14 protein-coding genes are annotated in these 17,032 nt (G+C 62.0%); 5 read left to right on the top strand and 9 right to left on the bottom strand.

The genetic code is table 11. The features are described 5' to 3' along the window. Nucleotides 1–132: 132 nt before the first annotated feature. Both ACFC3J_RS11870 and ACFC3J_RS11875 read right to left on the bottom strand, forming a co-directional pair. Nucleotides 133–756 carry a BON domain-containing protein gene (locus tag ACFC3J_RS11870; protein ID WP_375196377.1) on the bottom strand — a complete coding sequence of 208 codons (624 nt, stop codon included), beginning with the start codon at nucleotides 754–756 and terminating at the stop codon, nucleotides 133–135. Nucleotides 757–760: 4 nt separating this feature from the next. Further along, the gene (locus ACFC3J_RS11875; protein WP_375196378.1) at nucleotides 761–1,363 is read right to left on the bottom strand and encodes an ATP-binding protein; all 603 of its coding nucleotides are present in this window, start codon (nucleotides 1,361–1,363) and stop codon (nucleotides 761–763) included. A 335-nt stretch (nucleotides 1,364–1,698) separates the two neighbouring features. Here ACFC3J_RS11875 and ACFC3J_RS11880 point away from each other — a divergent pair, with 335 nt between their 5' ends. Then, nucleotides 1,699–4,383 carry a bifunctional acetate--CoA ligase family protein/GNAT family N-acetyltransferase gene (locus ACFC3J_RS11880; protein ID WP_375196379.1) on the top strand — a complete coding sequence of 895 codons (2,685 nt, stop codon included), beginning with the start codon at nucleotides 1,699–1,701 and terminating at the stop codon, nucleotides 4,381–4,383. 396 nt (nucleotides 4,384–4,779) lie between these two features. Beyond that, complete coding sequence (locus tag ACFC3J_RS11885) at nucleotides 4,780–5,760, top strand: zinc-dependent alcohol dehydrogenase family protein (protein ID WP_375196391.1); 981 nt, start codon at nucleotides 4,780–4,782, stop codon at nucleotides 5,758–5,760. 94 nt (nucleotides 5,761–5,854) lie between these two features. Here the strand turns inward: ACFC3J_RS11885 and ACFC3J_RS11890 are convergent, their stop codons facing one another. The 4 genes from ACFC3J_RS11890 to ACFC3J_RS11905 form a co-directional block, all read right to left on the bottom strand. Then, a complete protein-coding gene (locus ACFC3J_RS11890) occupies nucleotides 5,855–6,298 on the bottom strand; it encodes a potassium channel family protein (RefSeq protein WP_375196380.1) in 444 nt (147 codons plus the stop codon). A gap of 103 nt (nucleotides 6,299–6,401) precedes the next feature. Further along, complete coding sequence (locus ACFC3J_RS11895) at nucleotides 6,402–7,199, bottom strand: universal stress protein UspA (protein WP_375196381.1); 798 nt, start codon at nucleotides 7,197–7,199, stop codon at nucleotides 6,402–6,404. Nucleotides 7,200–7,425: 226 nt separating this feature from the next. After that, a complete protein-coding gene (locus ACFC3J_RS11900) occupies nucleotides 7,426–8,862 on the bottom strand; it encodes an alginate export family protein (RefSeq protein ID WP_375196382.1) in 1,437 nt (478 codons plus the stop codon). A 60-nt stretch (nucleotides 8,863–8,922) separates the two neighbouring features. Next, on the bottom strand, nucleotides 8,923–10,260 hold the full coding sequence (locus tag ACFC3J_RS11905) for a dicarboxylate/amino acid:cation symporter (protein WP_375196383.1): 1,338 nt from the start codon (nucleotides 10,258–10,260) through the stop codon (nucleotides 8,923–8,925). A gap of 242 nt (nucleotides 10,261–10,502) precedes the next feature. Between ACFC3J_RS11905 and ACFC3J_RS11910 the strand changes: the two genes are divergently transcribed. Further along, a complete protein-coding gene (locus tag ACFC3J_RS11910) occupies nucleotides 10,503–12,224 on the top strand; it encodes an ATP-binding protein (RefSeq protein WP_375196384.1) in 1,722 nt (573 codons plus the stop codon). After that, complete coding sequence (locus tag ACFC3J_RS11915; protein WP_375196385.1) at nucleotides 12,221–13,531, top strand: sigma-54-dependent transcriptional regulator; 1,311 nt, start codon at nucleotides 12,221–12,223, stop codon at nucleotides 13,529–13,531. Before ACFC3J_RS11910 ends, ACFC3J_RS11915 begins: the two co-directional genes overlap by 4 nt. Before the next feature lie 53 nt (nucleotides 13,532–13,584). Here ACFC3J_RS11915 and ACFC3J_RS11920 read toward each other — a convergent pair whose 3' ends face one another. The 3 genes from ACFC3J_RS11920 to ACFC3J_RS11930 are packed head-to-tail and all read right to left on the bottom strand — an operon-like array spanning nucleotide 13,585 to nucleotide 16,249. Continuing rightward, nucleotides 13,585–14,187 (bottom strand): EthD domain-containing protein, encoded by a 603-nt coding sequence (locus ACFC3J_RS11920; protein WP_375196386.1) that lies wholly within the window; start codon nucleotides 14,185–14,187, stop codon nucleotides 13,585–13,587. After that, on the bottom strand, nucleotides 14,184–15,020 hold the full coding sequence (locus ACFC3J_RS11925) for an oxidoreductase (protein ID WP_375196387.1): 837 nt from the start codon (nucleotides 15,018–15,020) through the stop codon (nucleotides 14,184–14,186). Before ACFC3J_RS11925 ends, ACFC3J_RS11920 begins: the two co-directional genes overlap by 4 nt. Continuing rightward, nucleotides 15,017–16,249 (bottom strand): hypothetical protein, encoded by a 1,233-nt coding sequence (locus ACFC3J_RS11930; protein ID WP_375196388.1) that lies wholly within the window; start codon nucleotides 16,247–16,249, stop codon nucleotides 15,017–15,019. Before ACFC3J_RS11930 ends, ACFC3J_RS11925 begins: the two co-directional genes overlap by 4 nt. Nucleotides 16,250–16,423: 174 nt before the next feature. On the opposite strand from ACFC3J_RS11930, the gene ACFC3J_RS11935 reads away from it, so the two are divergent. Continuing rightward, nucleotides 16,424–17,011, top strand: coding sequence for a hypothetical protein (locus ACFC3J_RS11935; protein WP_375196389.1), 588 nt, complete (start codon nucleotides 16,424–16,426; stop codon nucleotides 17,009–17,011). Nucleotides 17,012–17,032 lie beyond the last annotated feature (21 nt).

The raw sequence follows: 17,032 nt of genomic DNA on the forward strand, positions 1-17,032 counted from the left end.
AGGGACTGTCGGAGGCGATCAACAATCGGCACGACGTCCTCCTCGCAGATTATTTGGCAGGAACGCCGCAGCCGGGCAGCGCCCCCGACAGGCAACCTCATCATGAACGACGCGTCATCGGGGGCGATCGGGTCATAATGTAGCGACGACAATGTTGTCCTCGACCTTCGTCACACCGGGCGCAGCCCATGCGGCCCGTTCGGCGACGCCGCGCTCGTGCCACGCCTTCACCCGGCCACCCAGCCGAACCGTGTTGCCTTCGGTTTGGATGGTCACGCCTGCGGCATCGAGATCGGCCTGGCGCTTGAAGGCCGCCACGATACGTTCGCGAATGTCGGAAGTGACCGGCAGCTTTTTCACCTCAATGAGGTCGCTGACACCCGTGACGCCGGAAACCCTTGCCGCGGCCTTCCTGGCTTCGTCGCACTGATAGTAGGCATCGACCATGCCGGAAAGCGTGACCCATCCCTTCTCGACCTTCACATTGATCTTTTCGTGCGGGATGGAGACATTCCAGGAGAACATGTCCAGAATACGCTTGGCTATTTCATGGTCGGCAGTCTTCGGCTCCGACTTGAAGCGCACGTGGATTTCCTCGGCTATGGCCTTTACGCCGCTGACCCGCCGCACGGCCTTTTCGGCAGCGATCTTCTCGAGATAGTTCGACACATAGCCCGAGAGGGTCACGACCCCGTCGTTCACCGCCACGCCGATGTCGGCATGATCGACGCTGGGATCCCATTCGAGTTCATCCATGACGTCATGCTGCAACTGTCCGTCGGTCTTCATCGCAACTCTCCTTGTGCTGAGGGGATGCGCCCCATTCCGAGGCGCGTGATTTGCTGACGGCGCTCAGCGCCACCGGCAAAATGATGGCGACCACGGTTCCGGCGCCGGCCCTGCCGCGGATCGACAGTCTTCCGTTCATGTCTCGCACGGCCCGGCGCACCCGGCTGAGGCCGATGCCGTGGCCTGCCGTCTCCCCACTTCGCGGCGCCGTCGTCATGCGACTGGATAAAAGGCCGGAGCCATCATCGGCGATCGCGATCCAGATCCGGCAGCCGATCCTGCGGCAACGGATCATGATCCTGCCCGCACCGGCGGCTCTCGCATTCGCGACAAGTTCCAGCATCACCGCCTCAAGTTCGGCGGGGGCCGCCTTGACGAGAGCGGCTGGCAAAGCCACCTGCGCATCGATCTCCAAGGAAGCCGGCGCGCGGACGACAGCCTGAAGCATGGGAGCCGCGTCAGCAATCTGCGCCCCCACATCAATCAGCCTCCGCTCCTGGCCGGCTTTCTTCGACAGCAGGCGCGAGGTCAGCTCGTCGCCCCTGTGCGCCGCATCCTCAAGGGCGCAAAGCATAGTCTCTTCGCCTGCTCCGATCGGACTTTTGGCCAACCGCCCCTTTATCGAGGCGACAACGGCGAACAGATTGCGAAGGTCATGGATGATTTCCCTGGCAGAATCTTGCCCCGAAAAATCGCCACCAGCTTCGCTCGCATGTTGCATGGCCGCCTCCTGACTGTTCGAGGCGATTGTATGGAATGCCGCTGCCGTCCCTATTCGCAACTTCACGTAAGTAGTGTTTGAGGTGCCCGCGCGTGTCTGCGGCATTTACGCATGTCGCCGCGGGCAATGCATTCATAGGATCATGCCGAATAGCGAACGGGAGCGCCCTGCAAAAGGCGAGAAGACTCATGACTATCCGCAACCTATCGCCGCTTCTCCATGCAAAGAGCATCGTCCTGATCGGCGGATCGCAGCGCAAGGGCGCAGTCGGCACCCTGGTTCTCGACAATCTGCTGGCGGGCGGGTTCGCGGGTAAAATCTATGTCGTCAATCCACATCCCGTGACGAAGCGGGGCGTGGCATGGTGCGATGCGGTCACCGGTCTTCCCGAAGCGCCCGAGCTTGCCATCATCATGACGCCCGCGCCAACGGTCGCGACGATCATCGATGAGCTGGGAAGCCTGGGAACCCGCTGCGCCGTGATTCTTTCAGCTGGCCTGACGGATATTGACGGGCGCCGCTGCGAGATCATCGACGCAGCCCAACGGCATGACATGCGGATCATCGGTCCCAACTGTCTGGGCATCATGGCGCCTCATGCGAAGCTGAACGCCACCTTCGCGCGCACCGGAGCGCGGCACGGGCAGCTTGGCCTCATATCCCAGAGCGGCGCGCTGATTACCGCTGTCCTCGATTGGGCGCAGACCCGCGGCATCGGCTTCTCGGCGATCATATCGGTGGGAGACATGGCCGACGCCGGATTTGGCGATCTCATAGACCTGCTTGCGGCCGACCCCCACACCCAGGCCATCCTGCTCTATGTCGAGGAGGTAACGCAGGCGGCCGCGTTCATGGTGGCGGCGCGCGCCGCGGCGCTCACCAAACCAATCATAGCGATCAAGGCGGGCAAGAGCCAGCTTGCGGCACAGGCCACGCGATCCCACACCGGCGCGATGATCGGCGCCTATGATGTATATGAAGCCGCCTTTGCGAGGGCAGGCGTCATCCTGGTCGACAGCCTCACCGAGCTTTTCGACGCCGCTGAAATTCTCTGCACCTGTCGGCAGATCACGGATAACAGACTGGCCATCCTCACCAACGGCGGTGGCGCAGGCATATTGGCCGTAGATGCCCTGGCCCGCACCGGCGGTCAGCTGGCCGCCCTGACGCCTGAAACGTTGGGGATGCTTGAAACTGGCCTGCCCGGCGGCTGGTCCCGCGGCAATCCCGTCGATGTGCTGGGCGACGCAGACGCGACCCGTTACAGTCAGGCGTTGCGGTCGATCCTGCGCGATGAGGCTTGTGATGCGGTGCTGATCATGAATTGCCCGACAGCACGCAGCGAAGCAGAGGAGACGGTGCGGGCGATATGCCGCGAAGTCGCGGCGGCAGCCGAGGAACGCATCGGCAAACCTGTCATGGCCTGTTGGCTTGGCGACGCCAACGCCGCTGCCGTCAGGCCAGTGTTCAAAGCTGCGGGTATCCCGGTCTTTTCCACCCCCGACGATGCCGTGCGCGCCTTCGGTTATCTGGCACAGGCGCGCCGCATGCGCAAAAATCTGACCGAGGCGCCGGCGCAAACACGGGAGGTTAAGGCTGACCGCAACGCGGCGCGTGCGATCATCGCAAGCGCACAGCTGGAACAATGCACGTTTCTGTCCGAAATCAAGGTGAAGAAGCTGCTGGAAGCCTATGGGATCCCCGTCGCGGCAACCCGTTTCGCCGCATCGGCGGAGGCCGTGGAGGAAGCCTGCTGCTGGCTGAGCGCTCCTTATGCGGTGAAAATCGTCTCTCGCGATCTTCCGCACAAGTCGGACGTTGGCGGGGTAGCGCTCAACCTTCCCGACCCGCGTGCCGCAGTCGCCGCCGCGCAGGACATGGAGCGGCGAATCCGGCACGATCACCCGCAGGCCTGCATCCAGGGGTTCGCGGTCGAAGACATGGTAGAGGCAAGGGGCGGGGTCGAGATGATCGTCGGCATCACCACCGACCGGACCTTCGGTCCGATCATCATGGTTGGCGCGGGCGGCATCGCTGCGGAGCTCAAGCGCGACAAGGCTATCGACCTTCTGCCTGTCGATCATGCCCAGGCACGCGCCCTTGTTGCGCGGACGAGCATATCAGCCATGCTTGCCGGCTACCGCAACGTGCCCGCCGCCGACGTGGAAAGCCTGGCCGATGTGCTGGATGCCATTTCTGCCATGGCGGTGGATCTGCCTGATCTCCTCGAACTCGACATCAACCCGCTGGTGGTGAGCGCCGCAGGTGCCATCGCGCTGGATGCGCGGGCGCGGATCATGCCTGCGCCTGCCGGCGAATCCCGTCTCGTCATCCGCGCCGCACCTGAAGGCTGGGCGTCTGACCTTGTGACCGAACATGGCCTGCGATTTCATGTGCGCCCGGTGCGGTCCGATGACGGGGAAGCGGTAGTCAGCTTCTTCGACCATGTTTCGCCCGAAGATTTGCGCTTCCGCTTCATGTCGGGCCTTCCAAAGGTCCTGCATGAACAAATCACGATGATGACGCGGGTCGATTATCTGCGAACGATCAGTTTCCTGGCGTTCGATGAGGATCGTCACGACGTCATCGCCATCGCCACGCTGGCAACGGACCCGGACCGCAGCCGGGCGGAAGTCGCGCTTACCACGCGTACGGACATGAAGGGCAAAGGAATAAGCTGGACCCTGTTTGAACATGTGCTGCGCTATGCCAAGGCCGAAGGCATAGACACCATAGAAGCGATCGAATGTGCCGATCATGACGCGGCCCTGCGCATGGAACGGGAACTGGGCTTCATGACGATTGTCGACCCCGACGATCCGACTGTTCGCATCGCCAGAAAATGCATAGCAGCCGCTTCCGCGGCCAACTGATCGCCGCGGCGCAGCCTTCGTCCAGGCCCAGTGACGACCCGGCGCTGGCGGTGCGGGTTGCTGAAAACGGAACTCTTTGCCCGCGTGACGCCGGACCAGAAATTGCGGATTGTGCGGGCGCTCCAGACAAAGACGGCCGGCCTCTGCCTTGCCGCGACGATTGCGCTGCCCTGAAGCGTCTCGTCATGCCATAGCCACGGCTTTACCTTGTTCACCGGATGCTTTTGCCCAATCCGCCGTAAATCGAGGCTTTCACGACGAACGCGTTACTAGCCCGTTGCACCCCGATCCCATCCGTAGATTCACGAACATCCGCCGGCCGCGCATCAGGATAGATTGCCGGACGCAAGCCGCAGGAGGATGCCATGGGCGGAATAAGTGCTGCCGGTGGGTAACATGATCGCCATGCAGATCAGCGCTCCCGGGAGGCCGCTGGAAAGGGTCGAGCGTCCCGTGGCCCGTCCGGGCGTGGGGGAGCTGCTGATCGAGGTCGCGGCCTGCGGAGTCTGCCGGACCGACCTTCATGTTCTCGATGGTGAGATTGCTGCTTGCTATCCTATCATACCGGGCCATGAGATTGTCGGCCGCGTCGCCGCGATTGGTCCCAAAGTGGCAGGTTTCATGCCGGGACAGCGGGTCGGCGTGCCATGGCTTGGCCACACATGCGGCCAATGCCCTTACTGCCGCGCGGGGCGGGAAAATCTCTGCGATGCGCCGCTCTTCACCGGCGCGACGCGGGACGGGGGTTATGCCAGCCATGCCGTCGCCGATGCCCGATATTGCTTCTCCCTTCCCGAACGTTTTTCCGACGTGGAGGCAGCGCCGCTTCTGTGCGCGGGCCTGATCGGATGGAGAGCGTTGCGGTTGGCCGGGCCAGCGCCAGTTATCGGCCTATACGGTTTTGGGGCTGCTGCGCATATCCTTGTGCAGATCGCTACGCATCAGGGACGCACCGTCCATGCCTTCACCAGAAAAGGCGACGAAGAGGGGCAGGCTTTCGCCCGGTCCCTGGGCTGTGCGTGGGCCGGCGCATCGTGCGAGCGGCCGCCCGAACCGCTTGACGCCGCGCTGATCTTTGCTCCTGTCGGAGCGCTGATCCCGTTTGCCCTGCGAACCGTGCGCAAAGGCGGCAGGGTCGTTTGTGCAGGCATCCATATGAGCGACATTCCTTCCTTCCCCTATGCGGATCTGTGGGAGGAGAGGCAGATAGTTTCCGTCGCCAACCTGACGCGCGAAGACGGCACCTCCTTTTTCGAACTTGTTGAAAATATCAGGCTCCGGACCGTAACGGAATCCTTCCGGCTCGAAGATGCCAATGAGGCGCTGCAAAGTCTTCGAGGCGGCAAGGTCAAGGGCGCTGCGGTTCTCATTCCCTGACCCATGCCCGGCTTGCCGCTTGGCGGCCCCGGCGCCAGCCTGTCGGCTGGAGCGCGTCCTGAACTCTGTCAATTTGCCTGCGGCCCAGCCGGGTTCAGCCTTTCTGCAGGTCACGCTCCAGCAGTTTCAGCCGATCGACGATGGAAAAGAAAAAGGCGGTGGACCAACCGATCAGGATGATGCCGTTGGCACCTTCGATCACGCCCAATATCCTGCTGCCGACCGGCAACACCACATCTCCATAGCCTATCGTCACATAGGTCGAGGTGGAAAAGTACAAGGCCTGCTCCAGATCGGCGAATGCCCCCAGCATCAGATACAAGGCCGCCCAGAGCCAGATCTCGATCGCATGCAGCAGAAACAGGCCGAATGCTGCCAGCAGGATCGCCATCCCATTGACGATAGAGGCGACGATCACTTTCGATGCGTGGCGATGCCGGCGAAGCAGGGCGAGCAGCGCCGCAAGACCAATCAGGTGAATGAGTACCGTCGCGGCCACTGCGACTGTGGCAATAAACAGCTGATCGGTCAGGCTCATAGGTCAGACATACCGGTTCGTCCTCGCATCGGGCAGCAATGGGCTTGCCGGCAAGCTGCACCAGCGGGCCATGAAGCTGTTTCATGGCCGGCAATGCCCGGAACTAATGTCCTAATATCAGCGGAAGCTTGCCTCGGCTGAGGAGACGCTTGGTGATGCCGCCGAACGCTTCCATCAACCGGCCGCGACCATAGGCTCCCATGACGACATAGTCAGCCTTCCATTGATTGGACTCTTCCTCGATTATAGCGTCGACGGGGTGCATGCGGTCATCGAGCAAACGGATCGTGGCATGAATATCGTGGCGCGAAAGATAACGCGCAGCGTCGCTTGGTTCGGCTTGTATTGAACCATCCCTGATGGTCAGCACCTCGACCTCATCGGCCAGCGCGAGAAGCGGCGTGCATGCGCGCATCGTGGCAATGCAGGACGGATGTCCGTCCCACGCCAGCAGCGCTCTGCCTATGTTGAGGCATTTGGCATGCTGCGGAACGGCCAGGACCGGAACCCTGGCGTGCATCAGCACCTGGCTGGCGATTGTGCGCATATCAGGAAGCGGGTAGCTGTCCAGTTGTCGGTTCAGCACGACGATGTCGGCGAGAGACGCCTCCTTGAGGAGGCAACTTGCAATTTCCCCGCTCGTATCGATCCAGTCCCAGCTGACGTCTTCATTCGCCAAATGTGCCGTAATTCTGGACTTGTTGCGAGCTTCGCTGCCTCTTTCATCGATCAAGACAGCTGTTTCGCCGAAGCCGGCATAAAGGTCGCCGGCAATGACGGGGAAGGGAGTCACGTCAATACAGCGCAAATGGCCGCCTAACGCGCGGGTCAAATCCAGCGCCGCTTGCAGCCGGGCTTCCTGACCTTCATCATCATGTAGCAGAAGAAGAATATTCTTCATGACGATCTCCTCTCGAAAGTTCCAGCTTACGATGTGCCCGTTTGAAGCAGCTATGAGGAAAGATACGTAGGCCTTGGTGAAGATGAATGCCTGATTTCTCGGCTTTGCCTCCGGTGCAGGTGTCGAGGAAGCTGCGCCGGGGAGAAGCGGGAATCAGCCGGTTGCCTTCTTGAAAGCCAACGCAAGGAATATCCCGGACGCCGCCCGTCCGCGGTATGATATCCGTTCAGAACCGAAAGCTGAGCCATGTCCCGAGGAAGGCGGAATCGACATAGCCGGCTTTTCGCAATACCGCCCCAGCTTTCAGATACTCCCCACGGGCTGTCAGCGTCAGGCGCGGAGCGATGTTATATATCAGCTGCGCGCGGGCCAGTTGCGCCACATCCTTTCCGGTTACGCTCTCGGTCCCCACGTAAGGCGTGTAGTTGGCTCGATAAACTGCATCGCGCTGATCGTCCCTCCAGGTGAACTGATATTCGAGCGAAGCGCGTAGCCTGGGCGCAGGCGTGAAGCTGATGTTGGGCGCGAGGGCAATCAGGTTAGTGGCCGTCAGGAAGAGGCCATAACTGAAATAGATGTTGTTGCCATAGGGTGCATAGGCGTTGCGGAGCGTTCCCTTGTCATAGCCGCCCCCGCCGCTGCCGTAATCCATGTGGACGCCCACCCGAGGCGCGTTCTTCTCTTCGCCCAGTTTCCACGTTTGCGCGAAAAAGGCCTGCCATGCGTTGATCCGGCGATCCTGAAATTCGCCATATTGATGCACCAGCGTCCAATCGAGCGATAGGCGACCGACATCGCCCCAAAGCCGCGCGCCGGCATAATAGCGCACTGCCGGGGCAACGACGCCGCCCCAGGTTCCGACACGATTGCGCCGCCGCCAGAAGAATGGGTCGAAGAAAAGCCTGGAGCCGCCCAACCAGTTTTCGGGCACCACAAAGCCTGCGGAAACGCCGCTGAAGCGCCGGTTTTTGTCAGGAACATCGTCGCCCAACCCGCCATTGCCGAGATTCGTCGTTTCGAAATCGAACAGCGTCGCCCGCAGCGTAGGCGTACGCGCCCAGACGCGCGTTCCGTTCAGCACGAAGCGAATGGTATTATTGTCCCGTTGGGAGATCAGCAGATTGGGTCCATCGGTGAACTCCTGCCTCCCGTATCGAATGCCCAGATCGAGGTCGCCGAACCGTCCTTTGACCTCCGCGAAATATTGCTGATGGACAAAGCTGTTGTTGAAGGTGCCAGACGGTGTGCCAATGTTTTTGCCGCTGATCTGGCCATGCGCGACCTCTCCATAGAATCGCAGATGCTCACCCACATGCAGATCGGCGCCTGCAACGAGCCGTAATATGTCCTGCCGCTGTTCGGGGCCTTCGATCAGCTGCGGATTGCCGGTGAGGTTCACACGCGCCCGCGCCTCTCCGCTCAGCGTCAGGTAGATATCGCCATCGTCGTCCAGAGGCAGATATTTGAGCCGGTCCAGGAAATCGTCGCGCTTTGCCGGGGCGCGATAGGCGCGCCAGTCCTCGGCCCAGCGGGAAAGATTATATCCCCCGACAGTCGCGCCGTCGCCCTGCGCGGCGGCGGGATAGGATGGCGTGTTGGTGTCCGCGAAGGCGGGTGCGCTCCAGGCCAGTGCCGCCACGCCCCAGAATGGGTTGAGTTTCATGGCATCCTCTCATGTGGAGGGCTGCCCGACAGGCGCACCCTTCATTCTTTTCTTATGGTCTTAGGCGGCGGCGAGTGCGTGTGCCGGTTCTTCCATTGCGACGGACAGGCGCCCGGCCAGGGCGTCGTCCAGTTTCTGCCGGTCGAGCGCACCTTCCCATCGCGCGACGACGATCGTGGCGACTGCATTGCCGATGAAATTTGTGAGACTGCGGCATTCGCTCATGAAGCGATCGACCCCCAGAATCAGCGCCATGCCGGCGACCGGCACGGTCGGCACGATGGACAGGGTCGCCGCCAATGTGATGAAGCCCGCGCCGGTTACGCCTGCCGCGCCCTTGGACGACAGCATCGCGACGCCCAGCAGCAGTATTTCCTGCCCCAGCGTCAATTCCACGCCCGTCGCCTGTGCGATAAACAGTGCTGCCAGGGTCATATAGATGTTGGTGCCATCAAGGTTGAAGCTGTAGCCGGTCGGCACGACCAGTCCGACCACCGACTTCTCGCAACCTGCACGCTCCATCTTGGCGATGAGGTTGGGCAGCGCGGCTTCCGACGAGGACGTGCCCAGCACCAGCAACAGTTCTGCCTTCAGATAGCGGAGCAGACGGAATATCGAAAAGCCGCTGAGCCGCGCCACCGTGCCCAGAACTATGATTACGAACAGCGCCGAGGTCAGATAGAAGGTTGCGACCAGCGCTCCCAGACTGGCAAGGCTGCCTATGCCATATTTGCCGATGGTGAAGGCGATGGCTCCGAATGCACCGATGGGCGCCGCGCGCATCAGGATCGACACCAGTCTGAAGATGATGAGGCTCAGCCGCTCGAGAAAGCGGACGACGGGTTGTGCTGGTTCGCCGACGAGACTGATGGCCACACCAAAGAGGATGGCGATCAGCAGGATCTGAAGGATGTTGCCTCCCGTGAACGCGCCGATGAGAGTCGTGGGAATGACATCCAGCAGAAAGCCGACCAGCGTGCTGTCGTGCGCCTTCGCCGCATAATCTGCCACCGCCGCTCCGTCCAGGGTTGCGGGGTCGACATTCATGCCTGCGCCCGGTTTCACCACATTGGCAACGATCAGGCCGACGACCAGCGCCAGGGTGGAGAAGGTGAGGAAATAGGCGAATGCCTTGGCGGCGACGCGGCCGACCGACCCCAATTCCTTCATGCCGGCAATACCCGTGACGATCGTCAGAAAGATAACGGGCGCGATGATCATCTTGACCAGCTTGATGAAGGCATCGCCCAAAGGCTTGAGCGCTTCGCCATAAGCCGGCCAGAAGTGACCCAGCATCGCGCCCGCCGCGATGGCGATCAGCACTTGCACATAAAGTTGCGACCTCCATCCGCCTTTGGCGGATGGTCGCTCCGCTGTTGAGAAATTCTGATTGATCATGTTCAGGCGCTCCGTCTCCAGTCGCCAGCTTTGTCAGCCGGTAATTGGGTGGAAGGGTCGCCCGGCAAGGCAAAGTGTGCAAATCTAAAGTAGGACTCTCATAAGTATATGATAATTAAAGGTAATAATGACAATCTGCCCGCCCATCGTTACTTTTTCGTTTCGTTTTCCGCATAGGAAAGCCATGATCTGTGTGATATTCCACACAAATGGCATTGCCCTTTCGTCTTCACAGCTGGATCATGGCTGGCGCAATCCTGCTGGCGGTCGCTGCGTGCTGGATCTTCGCGCTCAGATTCGAGCGGACGGCCCGCGCCGAGTTTCTCGCTGCGCAGAGAGAGGACGCTGCGCTCCAGACTCGCGCACGGCTGCGACTGCTGGAATCCGAGCTTCAGAAATATCGCCTGATCCCCACCGTTCTGGGCGAATATTCCGACGTCCGGCAGGCATTGCAGGCTCGGGCACCCATGATGGAACTCAGCGACAAGCTCGCCCTGCTGAGCGAGAAGACAGGGGCGGCCGCCATCTTCCTGCTCGACGCGAGCGGGCGGACGATTGCCGCGTCCAACGCACGCAAGCCGAGCAGCTTCGTCGGACAGGATTACAGCTTTCGCCCCTACTACCGGCTGGGATGGCTGAAGGGCGGAGGTGAATATTTCGCGCTCGGCACCGTCAGCCGTCGCCCCGGCCTCTACTTGTCGCGTCGGGTGGAAGGAAGCGCGGGGCCCATCGGTGTCATCGTCGTCAAGGTCGAGTTCGATTCGATCGAGACGGGGTGGGCCGGACGTGGCTCATGGAGCTTTGTGGTGGACCAGAATGGCATATTGCTGTTGAGCAGCGATCCTGCCAAACGCTTCTTCGCGCTGCACCCGGTTCCGCCCCGCCTGCGCGGCATGATCAAGCGCAACCTGCAATTCGGCGCAGCGCCGCTCACGCCTATCGGCATGCGGATCGACCCCGATGGCACCGCCATGCTCCAGGACGGCAGCAGCGTGATGACTGCCAACCTTCCTGCCCCAGTCGCGGGATGGCGGCTTTATTATGTGACGCCGATCGGCGAGGGGCTTGCTGCAGTCAAACAGCGCGTGCGCGCGGCGACGGTCCTGTTCGCCGCGTTGCTGATCCTTTTCGGTGCGGCCATCGCCTGGCTGCTTGCGCGCCAGCGCCGCACCCTCCGTAACCGTGAACGGCTGGAGCGTGAAGTGGCGATCCGCACCGAAGCGCTGGGCCATGAGATGGAAGCCCGAACGCTCGCAGATCGTCGCTATCGTCAGGCGCGTGAAGAACTGGCGCATGCCAATCGATTGGGGACAATGGGGACCATATCCGCCGGGGTCGCCCATGAAATCAATCAGCCCGTTGCGACCATCCGTACCTTCGCTGAAAATGCCGACCTTTTCCTGGATCGAGGCACGCCCGAAAAGGCGCGCGCCAATCTGCGCGAAATCATTGCCATGACAGATCGCATCGGCAGCATCACCGCGCAATTGCGGCGTTACGCGCGGCGCGGCGTGGGACAGGTGGGCCCGGTATCACTGGCGCAGGTCTTGGAAGGGGTCCGGCTGCTGGTGGGCGACCGCTTCCGCAGCGCAGGCGTGCATCTCAGCCTTGCCGATCCTGACCCAGCGCTTCATGTGCTTGCCGGCCGGGTCAGGCTCGAACAGGTGCTCGTCAACCTGCTGGGCAATGCGCTCGACGCCGTCTCGGAGCAAGTCGACCCGCAGGTTCGGGTGGCAGTATCGTGCGCGGACGAAATGGTGAGCATTGATGTATGCGACAATGGCGCAGGGATAGATGCCGCCATCCGCGACGACATCTTCATGCCCTTTGCCAGTACCAAAGCCGAGGGCCTTGGCCTTGGCCTCCATATCGCACGGGACATCATGACGGAGTTTGGCGGCGCGCTGGAACTTGTGGACGATGGCCCGGGAACGATTTTTCGAATGACATTGGTAAAGATATGATCGAGTCGCAAATCCTGCTGATCGACGATGACGACGCGCTTCGCTCTGCCTTGGCGCAGTCGTTCGACCTTGCCGATATTCCGGTCCGATGCTTCGGCGAAGCGACCGAAGCGCTCGCGCTGCTCGATCCCGCTTTCGTGGGCGCGGTGATCAGCGACATACGGATGCCCCGTATGGACGGACTCGAACTTTTCCGGCGCATATCGATGATCGACCATCAGATCCCCGTTATACTGATGACCGGTCATGGCGATGTCGCCATGGCTGTTTCCGCCCTAAAGCAGGGCGCGTTCGATTTCATCGCAAAGCCCTTCGCCACGGATCATCTGATCGCCTCGGCTCGCCGGGCGATCGAGATGCGCACATTGGTTCTGGATAATCGCCGCCTGCGCCATCTGGCGGAGGAAGGGGCAAGTGGCGAACCGCTGATCGGCGAAAGCCGGGCGATCGTGCGGCTGCGCGAGCAGATGCGCCACCTGGCGGACGCCGATGTCGATGTGCTCATCGAAGGAGAGACGGGCACGGGTAAGGAACTTGTCGCAACGCTGCTCCATCGCTGGAGCCGGCGTCGGGGCCAGCCCTTCGTCGCCATCAACTGCGCCGCTCTCCCCGACAACGTCGCCGAAGCGGACCTGTTCGGTCAGGAAGGAAGAGCGCAGTTGATGCAGTCCGGGCGTATTGCCCGTGCCCATCGTGGAACGCTTTTTCTTGACGAGATTGAAAGCAGTCCTGCCCGATTGCAAGGCTCGCTCCTCAGAGTCCTGGAGGAGCGCGAAATCCATCCCGTCGGCGCGGCGTCCCCGCAATTGCTCGACACGCGGGTCATTGCCGCTGCAAAGCCGGGCATCGATGCGCAAGTGGCTGACGGGCGCTTTCGCGCGGACCTCCTTTATCGCCTCGATACCGTTCGACTGCGCATTCCCCCGCTGCGCGACCGGCGCGAGGACATTCCATTGTTGTTCGGCTATCTGCTCCACCAAGCGGCCAGCCAGATCGGACGCGCCGTGCCGGATGTGCCGGCCGCCGTACGCGCCCGGCTCAGCGATCATGACTGGCCGGGCAATGTGCGGGAACTGGCCAATTATGCCAAGCGGGTGCTGCTCGGCATGGAGGCGGATGATTCAGGCGTGGACTCCGGCTTGTCGCTCAGCCAGCGCGTCGACCGCTTCGAAGCGCTTACAATCCGCCAGGTTCTTGAACGGGTGCAGGGCGACGCGCGCGCGGCGATGGCCGAACTCCAACTGCCTCGCAAGACTTTCTACGACAAGCTCAACCGCCACAACATCAACATCTCAGGATATCGATGACAGATCCGCAGCACTCCCCGTCGAATGGCCGACCAGCGCGATAACGCCGAACGTCAAACCGCGCCGGAAAGCTCGCTCGCGGGTGTTTCGATGCGCTTTACATGGACAAATCTGACTTGAAGCGCGTTCTTCGGGGCGCTGCCGCAGCGCTGCGGCATCCAGAGTATGGCTCGCGAAGGGAAGGGTGGCTCCCGCCAGCTCGTCGTGAAATCAAGGGTAATTCCTTCCATCACGGACGCGCATTCCACCCCCCATGCCATCGCCGCCTTCCGGCCGTCCGCGTCGGCGCCGCGCCAGTTGATGAAGGCAGCGACGCGCGTGCCGTCGGCAATGGAAGGCTCGCCCGCGGAAAGCACATGCTCGTCGGCGGCCGCGGGCGCCGTCCGTGCCCGGTTCATGAAGCGCTCCTCGTCGGCGCGCATGATGTCGCCCACCGGTCCGTCCATCAGCGCGGCCGTCGCGTTTATATCCTCGGCCCAGAATTCCGATATCGTGTCATAGCCAATGTCCTGCGCGTCCAGAAGATGATTGCGGACATAGCGGGTGAACGGAAAATGGCGGATGGCCAATGGCGCGTGGCTGTTTTCATAATGATCCTGAAAATGCCTGCGATCGAGGCCTTCGCGATGAACCAGCGCGCAGATGCTTTTCATCATGGCTCCCCCAGATCCGTGCCGCAACTCAGATCGCGATGTTCGGTCATCGCCGCGACTATCGCCTCCATCCTCGCACCGATCGCCGCATAGGCATCCGGGCCTGCGATCATCTGCGGCGGAGGATCGGCCATGTCCGCAACGCACGCGACCAGTTGGGCGAGCTTATGCGGATCGCCCCGCTGCCTGCCGTCGACGGACTGGACCAGCTTGATCCGGGCGGCCACGCTTTCGTCATAATCGCTGCTGCCGCCTTCGCCGGTTTTGAGCGATCGGCCGGAAAAGTCGCTGCGGAACATGCCCGGCGCTATCGAGCAGACCTTGACGCCAAGATCGGCAACCTCGCGCGCGAGGGCTTCGCTCGCCGCCTCGAGCGCGAATTTGGAACTGGAATAATAGCCGGTCGCCGGATTGGCGATGCGCCCCGCCAGCGATGAGATCTGGATGATGCGGCCGGACCGGCGCGCCCGCATGCCGGGCAGAACCGCCTTCATCATGCGCAGGGCGCCGAAGAAGTTGGTTTCGAACATGGCCTTCACCTCGGCTTCGTCGCCCTCTTCGATCGAGGCGACATAGCCATAGCCGGCATTGTTGACGAGCACGTCGATCCTGCCGAAATGGCCGATGGCGTCGGCGACTGCTCTGTCGACAGATGCCTGATCCGTCACGTCCAGCGCCAGCGCGATCGCCCGGTCGGGAAAGGCGGCGACGAGATCCTGAACCTTGTCCGGATCGCGTGCGGTCACGGCCACGCTCTCGCCGATCGAGAGGGCATGATGGGCAATGGCCCGACCGATCCCCGTGGAGCAGCCGGTAATGATCCAGCAACGGCTCATTCGGCTATCCTCCAGGCGTAGCTGTCCGCTCTGCGCGCACGTTGCGCATCCCGCTCTTGCGGCGTGACGCGGCGGGCATGCGGAAGCTCTCGGGCAATGTCCGCGAGTTTGATGACGCGGCTCTTCGCGCCCAGGCCGGCATCCGGCCTGCCATTCTCGAACTCGGCCCAGCGCAAGGTCATCAGCCCGTCCGGCATGTCGCAACTGTCCAGCCAGTTCCATATGCCCGGATCGCGGAGCGATACCAGCAACCGGACGGCGCCATCGGCATCCCGTTCGATCTGCGAAAGATTGAGGCTGCTCGTCCGGTCGACGATGTCGTTGGTCGTTCCCCACAAATTGGTGATCGGGGCAAGGAAGTAACGGGCGCCGCCCAACGCCACCTCGATCAGCAGGCCTTCGTCATCGGCCAGATCGAAATGCCCCATGATATAGACCTGATTGCGCAGCGCGCCGTCCGTATCCCTGTCTATGACGAAGTCGAACATGTTGGCGGGCTTGTCGAGCGCCTGCGCATTCCAGCGCATCGTATTGTCGACATTGCGGATGAGCATCGCCTGCGCGTCGGCAACTTTCTGGTCGAAACTGCGCTCCGGTCTGCGCGGTTCACCGCCCAGCCGCTCGATGCTGAGGTCGTTTACGCGTTCCTGCGCCCAATCGGTCACGACGTCGCGAATGTAGAACTCGACCGCGGCGGGCGAGGAACGGACATGGTTGGCCCGGTCCCCCTTTTCGTCGGCATCGACGAAAATCTCGAAACGGCCATCTTCATCCAGCACGAGCGACTTGCCGTCGAGCACGTCCACCGTGCCCATGTGCGCATTCCACAGGGTGAAGTAGTTTTCCGTGAGGCGCGGCTGGTGGACCCTGCCGCGGATGACGTAGCGCTCCGCCCCGTCGATCGGGATCACGCGGTAGACCGAGTCCGGATTGTCCAGTCCCCAGCGCGACCCGGGTATGTCGAGATCGCCCAGCCGGTGGGGACTACGGGAAATGGTGACGACCGCAGGCCGTTCGGGGTCGGTGTTGAGCGACCAGATGATCGCGCCGAACACCACCTCGTCATATTTGGTTTCGAACGCCTGACGCTGGGCTGGTCCGGGCCGGGCCTTTTCGAGCCAATAGGCGCGCCGATCGGCGATCGTTTCCTGCATGCGCGGATCGTGCAGCACCTTGACGGCTTCCTGCTCGAAGCGCCGCTGGTCCGGCGTGTTGATGGGATTGGACATGGGGACTCCTTCCTCTCTGTCCGAATGTGTCCGCGCCGATGGCGATGGAGCAACAGGGATGACGGCGGCGATCGTGCCCTTCTTCGGTTTTTGCGCCGCATAAGCGCCGGTCTTACGGTTCCGCCGCGCCGCAAGCTGCTATATGGAGGTCGAAGGACGGACAGGAGAGGTGCCATGGAAGGGGCGTTGCGGATCGATGCTGCGGTCGATCTTCCCGGTTTACGGATGGAAAGGCTGAGACAGGATGCCAGCGGGCCGTTCCTGCGCGCGCATGAGATTGACCGGCCTTCGCTCATCTCCATCCCCGCGTCGCATCGCGAGGCCGCCCGCGGATGCTTTGGCCCGCCCGTCTCCCACCGCTCGTTCCTGACTTTTGGCCCGACCATTTTCGTCCCCGCTCATGTGCCGGTCCACATCAGCTCACCCGGCTTTTCCAGCCGGAGCCTGCTGATCCTGCGCTTTGGCGATAAGGACCTTGGGAGCCTCGCCGCCCATTATGACGGGCGCGATCCCGGCATGCTGACGCGGTGCGTGGACATCAGGGAAAGGCGGATCATCGAGACGATTGACCGCATGGCGCAGGAGATCGACCGTCACGCGGTCGGCCGCGACATCATCCTCAAGGGACTGGGTCTTGTCCTGCTGGGGGAACTGGCGCGCTATCTGGACAGTGCCGCGGACCAGCGCGACGCGGGCAGGGGGATGCTGGCGGACTGGCAGATGCGGCACCGAGTAACCGATGATGTTATTTTAGACTGGTGATACCAAGCCCTATCAAATTTG

Source organism: Sphingobium sp., from assembly GCF_041987595.1.
Taxonomy (GTDB): domain Bacteria; phylum Pseudomonadota; class Alphaproteobacteria; order Sphingomonadales; family Sphingomonadaceae; genus Sphingobium.

What these genes read in the sequence shown, in the direction of transcription:
- ACFC3J_RS11885 (WP_375196391.1), top strand. Translation starts at nt 4,780, where the DNA reads ATGATCGCCATGCAGATCAGCGCTCCCGGGAGGCCGCTGGAAAGGGTC.
- ACFC3J_RS11870 (WP_375196377.1), bottom strand. Translation starts at nt 756, where the DNA reads ATGGATGAACTCGAATGGGATCCCAGCGTCGATCATGCCGACATCGGC.
- ACFC3J_RS11910 (WP_375196384.1), top strand. Translation starts at nt 10,503, where the DNA reads ATGGCTGGCGCAATCCTGCTGGCGGTCGCTGCGTGCTGGATCTTCGCG.
- ACFC3J_RS11930 (WP_375196388.1), bottom strand. Translation starts at nt 16,249, where the DNA reads ATGTCCAATCCCATCAACACGCCGGACCAGCGGCGCTTCGAGCAGGAA.
- ACFC3J_RS11895 (WP_375196381.1), bottom strand. Translation starts at nt 7,199, where the DNA reads ATGAAGAATATTCTTCTTCTGCTACATGATGATGAAGGTCAGGAAGCC.
- ACFC3J_RS11925 (WP_375196387.1), bottom strand. Translation starts at nt 15,020, where the DNA reads ATGAGCCGTTGCTGGATCATTACCGGCTGCTCCACGGGGATCGGTCGG.
- ACFC3J_RS11905 (WP_375196383.1), bottom strand. Translation starts at nt 10,260, where the DNA reads ATGATCAATCAGAATTTCTCAACAGCGGAGCGACCATCCGCCAAAGGC.
- ACFC3J_RS11935 (WP_375196389.1), top strand. Translation starts at nt 16,424, where the DNA reads ATGGAAGGGGCGTTGCGGATCGATGCTGCGGTCGATCTTCCCGGTTTA.
- ACFC3J_RS11890 (WP_375196380.1), bottom strand. Translation starts at nt 6,298, where the DNA reads ATGAGCCTGACCGATCAGCTGTTTATTGCCACAGTCGCAGTGGCCGCG.
- ACFC3J_RS11880 (WP_375196379.1), top strand. Translation starts at nt 1,699, where the DNA reads ATGACTATCCGCAACCTATCGCCGCTTCTCCATGCAAAGAGCATCGTC.
- ACFC3J_RS11900 (WP_375196382.1), bottom strand. Translation starts at nt 8,862, where the DNA reads ATGAAACTCAACCCATTCTGGGGCGTGGCGGCACTGGCCTGGAGCGCA.
- ACFC3J_RS11875 (WP_375196378.1), bottom strand. Translation starts at nt 1,363, where the DNA reads ATGCTTTGCGCCCTTGAGGATGCGGCGCACAGGGGCGACGAGCTGACC.
- ACFC3J_RS11915 (WP_375196385.1), top strand. Translation starts at nt 12,221, where the DNA reads ATGATCGAGTCGCAAATCCTGCTGATCGACGATGACGACGCGCTTCGC.
- ACFC3J_RS11920 (WP_375196386.1), bottom strand. Translation starts at nt 14,187, where the DNA reads ATGATGAAAAGCATCTGCGCGCTGGTTCATCGCGAAGGCCTCGATCGC.